At 74.2% G+C, this 15,268-nt stretch carries 10 protein-coding genes and 1 pseudogene; 7 read left to right on the top strand and 4 right to left on the bottom strand.

Annotated features, from left to right (window positions below; genetic code table 11):
* Positions 1 to 26 precede the first annotated feature (26 nt).
* Together AB0O40_RS24350 and AB0O40_RS24345 are read right to left on the bottom strand one after the other, a co-directional pair.
* Positions 27 to 1,457 carry an MFS transporter gene (locus AB0O40_RS24350; RefSeq protein WP_365045471.1) on the bottom strand — a complete coding sequence of 477 codons (1,431 nt, stop codon included), beginning with the start codon at positions 1,455 to 1,457 and terminating at the stop codon, positions 27 to 29.
* Positions 1,458 to 1,689: 232 nt separating this feature from the next.
* Positions 1,690 to 2,913: pseudogene (locus AB0O40_RS24345) on the bottom strand (MFS transporter); the annotation flags it as partial.
* A 19-nt stretch (positions 2,914 to 2,932) separates the two neighbouring features.
* Between AB0O40_RS24345 and AB0O40_RS24340 the strand changes: the two are divergent.
* Entirely contained in the window at positions 2,933 to 4,342 is a 1,410-nt protein-coding gene (locus tag AB0O40_RS24340) for a DHA2 family efflux MFS transporter permease subunit (RefSeq protein WP_365045469.1), read from the top strand.
* Positions 4,343 to 4,392: 50 nt separating this feature from the next.
* On the opposite strand, the gene AB0O40_RS24335 is transcribed toward AB0O40_RS24340, so the two are convergent.
* Positions 4,393 to 5,004 (bottom strand): isochorismatase family protein, encoded by a 612-nt coding sequence (locus AB0O40_RS24335; RefSeq protein ID WP_365045466.1) that lies wholly within the window; start codon positions 5,002 to 5,004, stop codon positions 4,393 to 4,395.
* A 210-nt stretch (positions 5,005 to 5,214) separates the two neighbouring features.
* Between AB0O40_RS24335 and AB0O40_RS24330 the strand changes: the two genes are divergently transcribed.
* The 6 genes from AB0O40_RS24330 to AB0O40_RS24305 all read left to right on the top strand — a co-directional run bounded on the left by AB0O40_RS24330 (position 5,215) and on the right by AB0O40_RS24305 (position 13,943).
* Entirely contained in the window at positions 5,215 to 6,123 is a 909-nt protein-coding gene (locus tag AB0O40_RS24330) for a DUF4765 family protein (RefSeq protein WP_365045463.1), read from the top strand.
* Positions 6,124 to 6,880: 757 nt separating this feature from the next.
* On the top strand, positions 6,881 to 9,547 hold the full coding sequence (locus AB0O40_RS24325; protein ID WP_365045460.1) for a CehA/McbA family metallohydrolase: 2,667 nt from the start codon (positions 6,881 to 6,883) through the stop codon (positions 9,545 to 9,547).
* Positions 9,548 to 10,050: 503 nt separating this feature from the next.
* Entirely contained in the window at positions 10,051 to 11,955 is a 1,905-nt protein-coding gene (locus AB0O40_RS24320; RefSeq protein WP_365045457.1) for an amidohydrolase, read from the top strand.
* A gap of 44 nt (positions 11,956 to 11,999) precedes the next feature.
* Entirely contained in the window at positions 12,000 to 12,662 is a 663-nt protein-coding gene (locus AB0O40_RS24315) for a hydrolase (RefSeq protein ID WP_365045454.1), read from the top strand.
* Positions 12,663 to 12,706: 44 nt separating this feature from the next.
* Complete coding sequence (locus AB0O40_RS24310) at positions 12,707 to 13,231, top strand: DoxX family protein (RefSeq protein ID WP_365045451.1); 525 nt, start codon at positions 12,707 to 12,709, stop codon at positions 13,229 to 13,231.
* Positions 13,212 to 13,943, top strand: coding sequence for a YoaK family protein (locus tag AB0O40_RS24305; protein WP_365045449.1), 732 nt, complete (start codon positions 13,212 to 13,214; stop codon positions 13,941 to 13,943). Before AB0O40_RS24310 ends, AB0O40_RS24305 begins: the two co-directional genes overlap by 20 nt.
* A 53-nt stretch (positions 13,944 to 13,996) precedes the next feature.
* Here AB0O40_RS24305 and AB0O40_RS24300 read toward each other — a convergent pair whose 3' ends face one another.
* Positions 13,997 to 15,022, bottom strand: coding sequence for an AraC family transcriptional regulator (locus tag AB0O40_RS24300; RefSeq protein WP_365045446.1), 1,026 nt, complete (start codon positions 15,020 to 15,022; stop codon positions 13,997 to 13,999).
* Between the last annotated feature and the right edge of the window lie 246 nt (positions 15,023 to 15,268).

Below are 15,268 nucleotides of genomic sequence, written 5' to 3'. Positions count from 1 at the left end.
GCCCCGTCCGGGGCGGCGGTCGCGGCTCAGGCCGTGCGCAGGCGCAGACGCAGGCGCTGGAGCGGGATCAGGTTGAGGAGGAGGCCGGCGGCGGCGACGGCGGTGACGAGGTTCAGGCCGGGACGGTAGGGGGCGAAGGAGCCGCCGCCGTGCCCTGCGCCGCCGAGCAGGCCGGTGAGCACGGCCAGGACCAGCGCGGCTCCGACCATCGCGGAGGTCTGGACCAGGCCGGAGGCCAGCCCCTGTTCCTCGTCGCGGATGCCCTCGGTGGCCTGCGCCATGACCGTGCTGTAGCCGAGGGCGAAGCCGGTGCCGAGCAGCAGCAGGGTCGGCAGCATCGTGGCCAGGTAGGGCGGCGAGGTGCCCGCGGTCACCAGGAACCACGCGTACCCCAGCGTGGTGGCGACCATGGAGAAGCGGATCAGTGCCTGGGTCCCGAAGCGGTTGATCAGCCGGCCCGAGCCGGGTGAGCCGACCACGACCACGATGCCGATCGGGAGCAGCGCGAAGGCCATGCGCAGCGGTGACCAGCCGCGGCCGTCCTGAAGGAACAGGGTGAGCAGGAACTGGAAGCTCATGTACGAGCCGACCAGCGCCACGATGCTCAGATTGGCGCGGACGGTGCTGGCGTGCCGCAGGATGCCGAGCCGGATCAACGGGTGGCGGACCCGCTTCTCGACCAGGACGAAGGCGGTCAGCAGCGCGAGGGCGAGGGCCAGCGGGCAGAGCGTGGCGGCCGAGGTCCAGCCCTTCGCCGGGGCCGTGACGACGGCGTAGACGGCCAGCAGCATGCCCGCGGTCAGGGTGAGCGCGCCGGCCGGGTCGTGGCCACCGGTCCGGGCGGGGCGGTCCCGGGGGATCAGCTTCCAGCCGACCAGGAGGGCCACCAGCGCGAGCGGGGCGGGCATCAGGAAGACGTAGCGCCAGCCGAAGCCGGTGAGCAGGCCGCCGAGGACCAGGCCCAGGGAGTAGCCCAGCGCGCCGAAGAGGCTGAAGACCGACAGCGCCCGGTTGCGCTGGGGCCCCTCCGGGAAGGTCGTGGTCAGCAGGGACAGCGCGGTAGGGGCGGTGAAGGCCGCGGCCACGCCCTTGACGAAGCGGGTCGCGACCAGCAGGGAACCGCTGTCGACCAGACCGCCGAGCAGCGAGGCGGCGGCGAAGACGCCCAGGGCGATCAGGAAGACCCGCCGGCGCCCCAGCAGGTCGGCGGCCCGGCCGCCGAGCAGCAGCAGGCCGCCGTACCCCAGGAAGTAGCCGTTGACGATCCACTGGAGCGACGTGGGCCCCATGTGCAGGTCGCGGCCGATGGACGGCAGGGCGATCCCGACCATCGACCCGTCCAGACCGTCCAGGAACAGCACGAGGCACAGCACGGCGAGCACGCCCCACAGCCGTGCCGACCACTGGGGGGCGGCCCGGTCCGGCAGCGCGCGGGTGGGGGAGACGGTCGTGGACATCGGCAGGACTCTCCGTGAAGGGCCGCGGGGGCGCACGACACCCCGGGGGCGAACGAAAGACGACGGTCATATGACCGTATTGATCAATGGGTGCGGCCCTCATCCCCTGATCGGCCCCCGCCGCGGGGGACGCGGCCCCGGCGGCCGTACGGTCAGGCCGCGGCGCGGGCGTCGTGCGGGGACGGGAGTCGGCGAAGGAGCCGAACGACGCCTGCAGGTGGGTCGCGATCAGCGGGGCGGCAGCCGCCCCCAGTACACCGCCGAGGTTGTAGGTCAGGATCGCTCCGGTGTACCGGACCCGTGCGCCGAAGAGCTCCGGCAGGTAGGCGCCCATCGGGCCGTACGTCAGGCCCGTGCAGAAGTTCAGGCCGCCGAGCGCCGGCGCCGTCAGGACGATCTGCCGGGTGTCCATCAGCGGGAACACCACCAGGGCGCACGGGAGGGTCACGGCCGCCCCCAGGAGCAGGGTGCGCCGGCGTCCGATGCGGTCCGACCACGCTGCGGACGCCCAGATGCCCGAGGCGAAGGCCAGAGCGCCGATCAGCGAGATCACGAGCATGTCGCCGCGCGGGATCCCCAAGGTACCGGTGGCGTAGGACAGGCAGAAGGCGGAGGCCGTGTAGAAGGTGCAGAAGACGACGACCATGGCGCCGGCGCCCAGCAGGACCTCCCCCGGACCCGTGCGCAGCACCTCCCTGAGCGGGACCCTGCTCAGGGCGTCCGCCTGCGACATCGCACGGAAGACCGGGGTCTCGGTCACCTTCAACCGGACCAGCAGGCCGACCGCGGTGAACACGAAGGACAGCAGGAACGGGATGCGCCATCCCCACGCGACGAACGCCGTGTCCGGCAGAGCCGAGGAGACGGCCCAGAAGACAGCCGTGGCCACGAACAAGCCCAGCGGAGCACCCAGTTGCGCAGCGGATCCGTACCTGCCCCGGCTCCGGCGGGGCGCGTGCTCGACCGCCAGCAGCGCGGCGCCGCCGAACTCCCCGCCCAGCCCGACGCCCTGGACGAACCGCAGCAGGACCAGGAGGGCGGGCGCGGCGGCCCCCCACAGCGCGTGCCCGGGCAGGAGCCCGATGAGAGCGGTCGACAGGCCCATCATCAGGAGCGAGACGACCAGGACCGACTTGCGGCCGAGGCGGTCGCCGAAGTGGCCGAACACCACGGAGCCCAGGGGCCTGGCCACGAAGGCGACGCCGAAGGTGGAGAACGAGGCGAGCAACGCGCGTGGCCGGGGCGGCCCGTCCCCGGGCCGGTCGGCCGATCGGTGGATGGCCGGGTCCCGGCCGCCCGCCGACGATGGACGCAGGGCCGGTTCCTCCGGCGTGTCCTCGAGTCCCCCGGGAGTCCCGTCGTGCCGACCGAAGCGTGTGTGAACGCCATCGCCCGTGACGGGCTCCCGTTCCCCGCTCCGGCTGTGCGCACCCCCGCGGGCACCCGGACCGGGCATCCCGAGGACACGACCGGCCTTGCGACACCTCCTGCGTAGCCCCTCCGCCTGCTCGCCCACGAGCCCCCGGGCGGCGCTGTACGCGCTGTGCACCGGATTCTTCATGATCTGCCTGGACGCCACGGTGGTGAACGTGGCCGTCCCCGACATCCGCGCCTCCCTGCACGCCTCGCTCGACGCCACGGTCTGGGTCAACAGCGCCTACGCCCTCTGCTACGCCGTCCCGCTGATCCTCGCGGGCCGGCTCGGCGACCGGTACGGCCCCCGACGGATCTTCCTGATCGGTCTGGCGGGCTTCACCGGGGCCTCGCTGGCCTGCGCGCTGGCCCCCGGCACCGGGGTGCTGATCGCCACCCGGGCCGTCCAGGGCGTGGCCGCGGCGCTGATCGCACCGCAGGTCATGGCACTGATCGTGCACCTGTTCCCGGCCGCGGGGCGGGGTCGGGCGCTCGGCACGTTCGCCGCGGTCGGGGGCGCGGCGCTGGCCGCCGGGCCGGTGATCGGCGGACTGCTCGTGGCCTGGACCGGCTGGCGCGGGATCTTCCTGGTCAACCTGCCCGTCGGGGTCGCCGGCTGGATCGCCGCCGCCCGGCTGCTGCCCGATCGGCGGCCCGCCCGCAGGCACCGGCTGGACCTGTGGGGCGTCGTGCTCAGCGGCCTGGGCCTGACCGCGCTGGTCTTCGGCGTGCAGAGCGGCGAGGCCTACGACTGGGGCACCGTCGCCGGACCGGTCACGATCCCCTCGGTCCTCGTCCTCGGGGCCCTGTGCCTGGCCGCGTTCGGGTGGTGGCAGCGCCGCAACGCCCAGGACCCGCTGCTGCCCCCGCGGCTGTTCCGCAGCCGGGACTTCTGCGCCGCCGCCCTCGCGGGCGGGGCCATGGGCGCGGCCATGGGCGGCCTCTTCCTGCCCCTGATGCTCTACCTGCAGAGCGACCTCGGCCACAGCGCCCTGACCGCGGGGGCCGCGACGGTCCCGATGTTCGTCCTGTCCTCGCTCTGCGCACGGCTCTGCGGCAGGCTGTCCGACACCGTGGGGCCCCGTGCGCTCGCGGCCCTCGGGTTCGCCCTCCTGGCCGCGGGCACCGGATCCCTGGTCCTGCTGCTGCACCCGGGTACCGGACTCGCCGTGCTGACGGCCCCGCTCCTGCTGTGCGGCACCGGCATCGGACTGGTCTCCGCACCGATCGCCGACATCGCCACCCGGAGTCTGGAACCCGCCCTGGCCGGCGCGGCGTCGGGGGTCTTCAACACCACCCGGCAGCTCGGCGGGGCCCTGGGCGCAGCCGTGACCGGAGCCCTCCTCCAAGCCGACGTCGGAGGCGGCCCCACCAGCGCCACCCGGGCCGCCCTGGGCTTTCCCGTGGTCATGCTCCTGCTCGGCCTGGGGTGCTGCGCCGTGGTCCGGCCGGCCCCGGCACCCGCGGGGTGAGGGGAACGGGCCGCGCCCGCCCGGCAGCCGGGAACCACCCCGGCGGGGCGTCAGCCGATGTCCGGGAGCACCCGCCCGGTCAGCGCCGCGATGCTGTCCAGACCACGGACGTGGTGGCGGGCCGTGTAGTCGGCGGTGGCCGCCACCGGGACGAACACCTCCACGTCCCGGGCCAGGGCGTCGAAGCTGGTGGCCAGGATCCCGGCACTCGCGTAGACGCCCGTGACCACCAGCTGGTCCCGCCCGGTACGGCGCAGCTCCGCGGCCAGGTCCGTGGCGTAGAAGGCGCTGTAGCTGCGCTTCGCGATCCAGGTGACGTCCACTCCGGCCAGTCGCGGCACACCGGCTTCGTGCGCCTGCGCGCTGCTGGGCCCCAGGCCCCACAGGCTCCCCAGCAGTCCCCGCTGGGCCTGCTCACGCGCCGGACGGGGGCGGCTGGCGAGGACCGGCACCCCGTGGCGGTCCGCCCAGGACAGGGCGCGTTCCACGCCGGCGCACAGCCAGGACCGCACGCCCGGCGCCAGCACGTCCAGGTAGTAGGGCTGCAGGTCGTGGACCAGGAGCGCGGCGCGACCGGCCGACGGCTCCCAGGGCGGCCCGCCGCAGTGGTCCAGGAGATCCGCGGGTGAGTACTCCTCGACCTGGACCGTGAACGTCGCCATACCCCGACGGTAGGACCCGCGCCGCCGCGCGCAAGCGCACCCATGCCGCACCGGTCGGTCCGGCCCCGTCGCGCGGGGCGACCGTGCACGCCCCGCCCCGCCCGGCACCCGCTTTCCTGACCGAACGAGCATGGAATCCGCCGGATCCGGCCCTAGCGTGCGAGGTGGCTGAAGCACAGCGCCCGATCAACGCAGCGAGGATGGATTTCCGTGGAAACGTTCGACCAGGTCTTCAAGACCGATCCCAACCAGGGCAATGTACTCCTGCACAGTCAGGACAATGCGCCGCTCTGCTTCGATGACGGCTATCCGATGTTCCTGAAGGACAACTTCCTCGTCTACATGTACGGGACGGCCGGTCTGATGGCGGTGCAGCACTACACCGACCCTGAAACTCAGATATTCCTCAATTTCGACACCAATTCCCCCAAGCCCGGGAACCTCATGGCCCTGGACGGCGGCGGTGGCGCCACGATGGTCATCCCGGAAAGCTGCCTGGTGAAGGGTGGTAACGGCTGGCGGTTCAAGCACGAGAACACCGGCCTGAGCGTCTATTCGTGCGACAACTTCTACGGCGTGCCGGAGCAGAACGCGCCGGGTTCCGAGGTGCAGCCGGCCGAGCGGCCCCGGAAGGCCCTGACCCTGACCGCAGAGGACCGGGAGGCGATTTCAGGGTACAAGAAGGCTCACAAGGAATACGAGAGCGAGGTGAAGCGGAATTCCGGCAAGGCGATCCCGCCCATCATGCCCGAGGCGCTCGTCGGGCAGTTCGTGGAGGCCTCCAAGAAGAATCCGCGCAAGTCCTTCCCGGTCTGCCTGGCCAGAGGCCTGCGACCCGACCAGGTGAGGAAGCTGGTGGCTGGAGGAAAGGACGCCGACACGACGCGCCCGACCGAGCAACAGGCGCGGGACCAGGTGGGTGAGAAGGAGTCGCCGGACCTCGTGGAGTTCACGTCGAGAGCGGAGATAGCCCTCCAGTTCGCCGGCAGGGGCAAGGGCAATTACGTGGTGGCCGTCGAGATCGAGGCCAGGTACCTCGAGAAGGGCAGCGTTGCCGAAGGCGGCTGGGTCTGCCGGGCCACCGCTCCCGTGAAGGTCCTGTGGAAGCAGCAGATGTGACCGGTGCGGGCGCCGGCGCGTCCTAGGCATGTCGGATGGCCGATGGGCGGATCCGTTCCGCCGCCCGTCCCCGTAGCGTCGACGGACGGGTCAGCGAGCGGCCGGCCCCTGCGCTGTCCTGCCGGCCGGACCGTGTCCGCCGGGGCAGCAGCACCGGGTGCAGGGCGGCGTCAAGGGACGGCCGTCGCCTTGCACCCGCAGGCGTGAGCGGGCACCGCCCATGGGGGCGGGCGGTGCCGCGGCGTGAGCGCAGGCCGGTCACCCCGCACGGGCCGCGACCTTGCAGGGCATCGCGGTCGCGTCGGCGAACACGGGGATCTGACCCGGTCGCGACGACGCCCGGGCCGTCCCTGCGGCACAGCGCTGACGGTCCCGGCAGTCGGAACACCGGCACACCGCGTTGGGGCTCGCGGTGAGGTAGCCCCGCTGGAGCAGGAGGCTCTGGTCGTCCGGCCCCCGGTGCAGCCAGCGGGTGAAGTTCCGGTCCACCGATCGACGGCCCGGGACGATCCACGGCCCCGGAGAGGGAGCGCCGGCCGACTTCCGGAATACGAGCGGTCAATCGCCTTCTCTGTCCGGCGGGCAGCCCCTACCGTACGTTCGGGCGGAGCGCCGGACCCGGCGCCGGCGTCCCGTGGTCCGTGCTGCCCCGGTCCGGGCACCGACCCGCGGAACGACCCGTGCCGTGCGTCCCGGCGCGCGTCCGCCCGGCTCGGTCGGCACGACTCCGGCATTTCTTCTGACAAGGAGAAGACCTGTGTGTGGTCATCACGGTGAGCAAGGGGACTCCGGCGGCGACTGCGGTGCCGGGCACCGCCGGCCGCCGGGCGGGCGGGGCCGCAGGGACGTCCTGCGCCTGGGCGCCCTCATGGCGGCCGGCGGCCTCGCCGCGCTCGTACCGGTGGACACGGCGTACGCGCGGACCGTCTCGGGGGGCGCCGGCGCGCCCGGGCCGGGGGACCGGGTCACCACCGCCTACCCCGGGCACTCGCCCTTCGGGTTCGACCAGTGGTCCGCGGTCGAGTTCGTCGTCCCGGCGGGAGTGAACCGGATATCGGTCACCCGGACCTTCGACCACTACGACGGACTCCCCGGCATCATGTCCGATGTCCTCGACATCGGTCTCTTCGGTCCCTCCGGCTTCCGCGGCTGGTCCGGCGGGGCCCGCGACTCCTTCACGGTCTCGGGCGCGGACGCCACGCCGGGCTACGTCCCCGGCCCCGTCGAACCGGGCACGTGGTCGGTGGCGCTGGGGCCCGTCGTGTTCAACCCCGCCGGGATGAACTGGCGCGTCGAGGTCACCCTGGAGTACGGCGCCCCCCTGGCCGGCACCCCGTTCGCGGTCCTCCCGACGTCGGCGCCCAGCCGGGGCCAGATCCCGGGATTCCCGTTCCCCCTGCCGTTCTGGTACCGCGGGGACATGCACACCCACACCGTGCACTCCGACGGCGGACGCACCCTGGGGGAGCTGGTGGCGGCGGCGCGCGCGAGCGGCCTGCACTTCCTCGGCTCCACCGACCACAACACCAGTGCGGCCGGCGTCTCCTGGGCCGGCAGCATCCCCTCGGACATCCTCGTCATCAACGGCGAGGAGGTGACCACCCGGCACGGGCACTGGCTCGCCCTGGGCCTGCCCCAGGGCGAGGTGACGGACTGGCACTTCGGGCCCGCGGACGCGGGCGCCATGGCCCGGCACGCCGACCACGTCCGGGACCGGGGCGGCCTGGTGGCCGCCGCCCACCCCCTCACCCCGGCACCCGGTTCCTTCTGGGAGTTCGGCTTCGCCGACGTCGACGCCATCGAGGTGTGGAACGGTCCGTGGACCCTCGACGACGCGGCGGCCGTCGCGATGTGGGCCACCATGCTCTTCTTCGGCCAGCGGATTCCCGCCGTCGCGAACAGCGACACGCACGCGCCCACGGACGTGGTCGGCCTCCCGCAGACGGCGGTCCGCGCGACCGCGCTGACCCGGGACGCGATCTTGGACGGGGTCCGCCGCGGCCATTCCTACCTGGCGGAGTCCGCCCAGGTCACCGTCAACCTCAACGCGAGCTGCAACGGCCGCTCGGGCGGCCCGGGCGACTCGGTCCCGGTGTCGTTCTTCGACGCGGTGGACGTGTCGGTCACGGTATCCGGCGCCCCCAACTCCTTCCTGACCCTGTACACCGAGTGGGGTCTGATGCTGGCGACCTGGATCGGGGACGGCGGCACCGGCCGCCTCGACTGGCGCGGTTGGGGGTACGCCTCGGTCTTCGCCCGCGCCGAGGTGCGCCGCCCGAAGCCCGGCAGCAGCACGCTCGACCAGATGGTGGCGCTCACCAATCCCGTGTGGTTCGGCCCGGCGCCCACCCCCAAGCCCGTCTACCAGGGCGGTCAGACCTTCCTGCACACCGTCCGGTCCGCGAACGGCTGGAGCCAGGTGGCCCCGCTGCCCGGCATCGGCGGCGCGCCCACGTTCAACGGGCCCAGGGCGTCCCTGGCCGGCCTGCCCGACGGGTCCGCCGTGGCGGTCGCCCTCAACGGCGACAACACCCTCTGGACGGCGGCGCGCCGGGCCGACGGGCAGTGGCAGGCCTGGCAGCAGTCGGCCGGCCCGGACGCCCAGGGCAGGCCGGGGCCCACCGCTCGTGCGGCGACGGGGGCCGCGGCCCGCATCGTCGCCTCGGGCGCCACGGCGGGGATCGAGGCGGCCGGCCCGGCCGGGGCGGCCGCGAGCGCCGTCCAGACCGGTGCGGCGGTGCTGGACACCGCCGTCGCGGGGATGCCCGACGGCTCGTGCCAGATCATCGCCACCGGCCTCGACGGCACCCTGTACCACCAGGTTCGGCAGGCCGACGGGCGCCTGACCGGGTTCACCCGGGTGCCCGGCCTGAACGGCAGCACGACCTGGACGTCGGTGAAGGCCGCCATCGCCGCCCTGCCCGACGGCAGCACCCAGGTCCTGAGCTACGGCCCCAAGGGTGACATGTACCTGACCATCAGGAGGTCGAGCGGCGCCTGGGGCACCTGGACCCGGGTACCCGGTGCCCACGGTGCGCCGAACTTCGCCGGCCCCGCCCTCGACATCACCGGCCTCCCGGACGGGAGTTCCCAGCTGGTGGGGATCGGGCTGGACGGCACGCTCTACCACCAGGTCCGGCATCCCGACGGGCGCTACGACGGGTTCGCCGCCCCGCGCGGCGTCACGACGGCGACCATGTCCGCCAGCGCCGTCGCGATCGCCGGCATGCCGGACGGCACGGCCCAGGTCGTCGCCGTCGGCGCGGACGGGAACGTCTGGCACGACATCCGCTTCCCGGCGTCCTGGCAGGGCTTCCGTCCCCTGGGCGGGCTCCAGGGGGCCGACCGCCTGCGGGGCGGAGCCCTGAGCATCGCGGGGATGCGCGACGGGAGTTCCCAGGTCCTGGTGATCGCCCCCAGCTGACGGGCCGCGGACGTCGTGCGGCCCCCGTCCGTGTGCTGAGCACATGGGCGGGGGCCGCCGCACGGGGCTACCGGCCGCTCGTGCCGGCCGGCGCTGCTCTTGGCGCCGGTGGGCTTCGCCCCGCCGTTGCCCCCGACCTTGACGGTCAGGGTGCGGGCCGAGACCTTGATGTCGGCCGCGACGTCCGAGCCGGCGCCCCCGGGCAGCCCCTTCTGGTCGCCCTTCCACTCGTCCTGCTCCGACGCACCGCCCTTGGCGCCCACCACCTCCACCTCCAGGTGGTCGACGCCGGCGGCACCGAGGACTGGCGAGGACCGGCGACCGTCCGGGATGGACCTACGCCAACCGGCCCTGGGACATCGCCAAGTTGACTGTTCAACGAGTGGATGCGGCTCGCCGCGCAACGGTGCTTTGGTGCAACTGCCGCTCCCCGGTCGCCCGTCAGGGCCCTGCGGGGAGCGCCTGCACAGCGCTGTCGGGCCCACGCCACAGGAGGAATTCGGATGGTCTCCACGATGCCGGTCGGGGGACTGGTGCCCACCGCCACCCCTGACGCCGCGGACCTCGTCGTCCGCAACGCGAAGGTCCACACGGGCGACCCGGCCCGCCCCGCCGCCCGGGCGATCGCCGTCCGCGACGGCCGCGTCACGGCCATCGGCGACGACCGGGACATGGCCGCCCACGTCGGCCCCGCGACCCGGGTGGTGGACGCGCTCGGCCGCCGGATCGTGCCCGGGCTCAACGACTCGCACCTCCACGTCATCCGCGGCGGCCTCAACTACGTGCTGGAACTGCGCTGGGACGGGGTGCGCAGCCTGCGCGAAGGCCTCGCGATGCTGCGCGAGCAGGCCGCCCGCACCCCCAAGGGCCAGTGGGTCCGCGTGGTCGGCGGCTGGTCGGCCGAGCAGTTCGCCGAGCGCCGGCTGCCGACCGTCGCCGAACTCAACGCCGCCGCCCCGGACACGCCGGTCTTCGTCCTGCACCTGTACCAGTCGGCGATCCTCAACCGGGCCGCCCTCGAGGCCGCCGGCTTCACCCGCGACACCCCGGACCCCCGGGGCGGCCAGATCGTCCGAGGCCGGGACGGCGGGCCGACCGGCATGCTCCTCGCCGCCCCCAGCGCCCTGATCCTCTACTCGACCCTCGCCAAGGCCCCGGTCCTCGACGACGAGGACAAGAAGACCTCCACCCGCCACTTCCTGCGGGAGCTCAACCGCTTCGGCCTCACCTCGGCCATCGACGCGGCCGGCGGGTTCCAGAACTTCCCCGACAACTACGCCACGGTCGTCGAGCTCGCCGAGGCCGGCCAGCTGTCGCTGCGCATCGCCTACCACCTCTTCCCGCAGACCGCGGGGCAGGAACTCGCCGACCTCACCCGGTGGATCGCCACCACCCGCCCCGAGGACGGCGACGAGTGGCTCCGGCTCAACGGCGCCGGCGAGAACCTGACCTGGGCCGCCGCGGACTTCGAGAACTTCACCCAGCCCCGTCCCGAACTCGCCGCGGCCTACGAGGCGGAGTTCGAACAGGCGGTGCGCCTCCTGACGGCGAACGGCTGGGGCTTTCGGCTGCACGCGACGTACGACGAGACGATCCGGCGCGACCTGGCCGTCTTCGAACGCCTCGCCGCCGAGGGGCTCTTCCCGGCCGGCAACCGCTGGCTCTTCGACCACGCAGAGACCGTCACCGAGGACAGCCTGGACCGGATCGCCGCGCTCGGCGGCGCCCTGTCCGTACAGAACCGGCTGTCGTTCCAGGGCGAGGCCTTCGCGCGCCGCTACGGCGTCGGCGCCGCGGCCGACGCCCCGCCGCTCAAGGCCATGCTCGAGCGCGGCCTGACCGTCGGCGCCGGCACCGACGCCACCCGGGTCTCCACCTACAACCCGTGGGTCGCCCTGCACTGGCTGGTCTCCGGCCGCACCGTCGGGGACGTGGTCCTGCGCCCGCCGTCCAACCGGGTCGACCGGCACACCGCCCTCGCGATGTTCACCGCCGCGGGCGCCGCGCTCACCGGCGAGCAGGACGTCAAGGGCATCCTGCGCCCCGGGTACCTGGGCGATTTCGCGGTCCTGTCCGATGACTACTTCACGGTGCCCGAAGCCGAGATCGCGGACATCGAGTCCCTCCTGACGGTCGTCGGCGGCCGCATCGTCTACGCCTGCGGCGAGTACGAGGGCCTCGACGAGGAACTGCCGCCGGTCAGCCCAGGCTGGAGCCCGGTCGCCCGCTTCGGCGGCTACCGGTCCGCCGACCCCGCCCGCCCCGGCGGCGTCCGCCAGGCGGAACTGATCGGCGAGGCCGTCGGCGAGGCCGCCGAGCACCTGCGGTGGCGGGCCCGGCGCGGCCTGGCACCGCAGCCCGGGGACGCGGACGGGACCGGCTTCGTCGACCCCTGCGTCTCCCTCTGAACCCACCGACCCCCTTGCACATCCGTACGAAAGGCAGTCCTCCCATGCTCGACACCACCCAGGTCACCGCCACCCCCAGCGCCGACCTGCTCACCCCCGACAACTGCGTGGTCCTCTTCGTGGACCACCAGCCGCAGATGTTCTTCGCCGCCGCCAGCGGAGACCGCAGCGCGACCATGAACGCCGCCGTGGGCCTGGCCAAGGCCGCCCGCATCTTCGACGTGCCGGTCGTGCTGAGCACCGTGGCCGCCGAGTCCTTCTCGGGCCCGCTCATGCCGCAGCTCGCCGAGGTCCACCCCGACCAGAAGATCATCGACCGCACCACCATGAACGCGTGGGAGGACGAGGCCTTCGTCGAGGCGGTGAAGGCGACCGGCCGCACCAAGCTCGTCATCGCCGGCCTGTGGACCGAGATCTGCGTGGCCCTGCCCACCCTCTCCGCCATCGCCCAGGGCTTCGAGGTCTACGTGGTGGCCGACGCGTGCGCGGGCGTCAGCCCCGAGGCGCACGAGCACGCCGTGCAGCGCATGGTCCAGGCCGGTGCGGTCCCGATGACCTGGGTCCAGGTGCTCCTGGAGCTCCAGCGCGACTGGGCGCGCGGCGAGACGTACGTCGCCACCACCGACCTCGCCAAGGAGCACGCCGGCGCCTACGGCCTCGGCGTCGTGTACGCCCAGGCCGTGATCGGCGCCCACGCCGCCGGCTGACCCGGCGCACGACGAGACAGCAGACGCAGAACGGCGGGAACACCATGGACACCGGACTGTTCATCCTCCGGATCGTGACCGGACTCCTCATCACCGGGCACGGCGTGCAGAAGGTCACCTTCCGGCTCGGCGGCGCCGGCCTGGCAGGGGGCACCGAGGAGTTCCGGCGGGACGGGTTCCGGGGCGGCCGGCTCACCGCGCTCGCCGCGGGCGCCGGCCAGATCGGTTCCGGCCTGTTCCTGGCGGCCGGGCTGCTCACCCCCCTGGCGGCGATGGCCGCCGCGGGGGTGATGACGGTGGCCGTGACCGTCAAGTGGCGCCACGGGCTCTGGGTGCAGAACGACGGGTACGAGTACCCGCTCCTCCTGGTCGTCGTGGCGGGGGCGCTCGCGTTCACCGGACCCGGCAGCGCCGCCGCGGACCAGGTGCTCGGACTGGACCCGTGGCCCGTGTGGGTCTCGGCCGCCGCCTTCGTCATCGGCCCCGTCAGCGGCCTGCTGGTCCGGGTCCTGCTGCACCGTGGCACCGTCGCCGAAGGAGCAGCCACCGGTGCGCGCCCTGCTGCGTGACGCGGCCCGTACGCTGGTCCCCCCCAAGGGGGACCGGCACGGGCCGCTGCCGCCGGTGCTGCTGGCCCTGACCGTGGTGACGGGCCTGGTGGACGCGGTGAGCTACCTGGGACTCGGGCACGTCTTCGTCGCCAACATGACGGGCAACGTGGTCTTCCTCGGCTTCGCCCTGGCCGACGCCCAGGGCCTCTCGGCCCTCGCCTCCGTCGTCTCGCTGGCGGCCTTCCTCGCCGGCGCGCTGGCCGGCGGCCGCTTCGGGGTCCGGTTCGCCGGCCACCGGGGCCGGCTGCTCGCCACGGCCATGACCGTGCAGGCGGTGCTGTTCGCCGGTGCCCTCGGCGCGGTCCTGACGGGCCACGACGACGTGGGCACCGCCGTCGGGTACCCCGTGATCGTCTTCCTCGGACTCGCGATGGGACTGCAGAACGCCGTCGCCCGGCGGCTCGGCGTCCCGGACCTCACGACGACCGTGCTCACCCTCACCCTGACGGGCCTGGCCGCCGACTCCACGGCCGCCGGCGGCCCGGCACCCCGGCCCGGGCGGCGCATCCTGTCCGTGGCCGCGATGTTCCTGGGCGCCCTGACCGGCGCCCTGTTGCTGACGGGCGGGCTCTGGCCCGTGCTGGCCCTGGCGCTGGCCCTGCTCGTCCTCGGCGCGACCGCGATGTGGCGGCTCTCGACCCCGGACGCGACCTGGGCCGCCCCGATGTGAGCCCGCCCGCGCCGTCCGCCGCCCTGCGGCGGGCGGGCAGGCCCGGACCCGTCCTAGCCACCCGCCGCGGGACGGCGCCCGGCGGCCCCGGGCCCGCCGCCCGTGCGCTGCGTGCGGTACGCCCCCGGCGGCATGCCCTCCCAGCGCGTGAAGGCCCGTACGAGCGCGGCCCCGCCGCTCAGTCCGGCCGCCGCGGCGACCCGGTCCAAGGGCAGGTCGGTGACCTCCAGCAGCGCCACCGCCCGCCGGTGCCGCGCGGTGTCGAGGAGTTCGCGCCAGGAGGTCCCGTCACCGGCCAGGGCCCGGCGCAGGCTGCGCACCCCCAGCCCGAACTCGCGGGCGGCGTCGTCGGGGCGCACGCCCTGCAGGGGGGCCCGCTCCAGCCACCGCAGCACCTGCCGGGCCACCGTCTCCCGCCCGGCCAGCCGCTCCAACAGCCGTTCGGCGTAGGCCCGGTGCAGCGCGCCGAGCGCCGGATCGGACGGGGTGCGGCGCTGCTCGAAGTCGGCGTCGGCCACCTCGATCAGGTTCTCCGGAGCACCGAAGGACACCGGGCAGCCCAACGCCCGTGCGTACTCCTGCACCGGGGCGACGCGCGCGTGCGTGAACGAGACCGACAGCGGTGCCCAGTCGTCGCCGGCGACCCAGCGGGCCGCCCGCACCATGCCGGCGACGACCGCCTCCACCTGCTGGGGGTGGAGGGCGGCCGGGTCGAGCGGCCGGTAGCGGACCTCGGCGACCCCGTCCCGCCGGCGCAGCGCGACCGAGCCCGCCTCGCTGACGAGGGGGTGGTAGCGCTCGGCGGCGGCCGCCGCCTCCGCCAGGCTCGCGCACCCGAGGACCACGTGGCCCAGGATGTGCAGGTTGTCCGGACGGATGCGGTCACCCACCCGCAGCCCGACACCCGGGTCCCCGTCGGGTCCCGCGAGCGCCGCGTCCCACAGGGCGCGCACCTCGGCGAACGGCAGCCGCTCCCCGTTCGAGGACCAGGGGGCCACCCGGCCGCCGCCCTCGGGGGTGGCGTTGAGGACCGCGAGCGCGTAGCCCGCCGAGACGGAGGCTGACTGGATGCCGGACATGACGGCCAGTCAAGGCCCGGGCACGGCACCGCGTCAACGCCGCGCCGCGTCAGGAGAGTCAAGGAGTTGGCCTCCCCGGTCAATGCCGGCGCGGCGCCCGCCCCCGTACTGTCGGCCCCAGGGACCCCGGGAGCAGGCCGTATCCGTCCCCCCGTCGGCGGTCCGGTGGCCGTTCGGCCGCATGTCCCCGGGGTCCCGCACCGTCGTGACCCCGCACCGCCCCCGGTCCGTCACCAGGCCGCCCAC

Source organism: Streptomyces sp. NPDC089919 (assembly GCF_040684615.1).
Taxonomy (GTDB): domain Bacteria; phylum Actinomycetota; class Actinomycetes; order Streptomycetales; family Streptomycetaceae; genus Streptomyces.
This window is presented reverse-complemented; position numbering and strand designations above follow the sequence as displayed.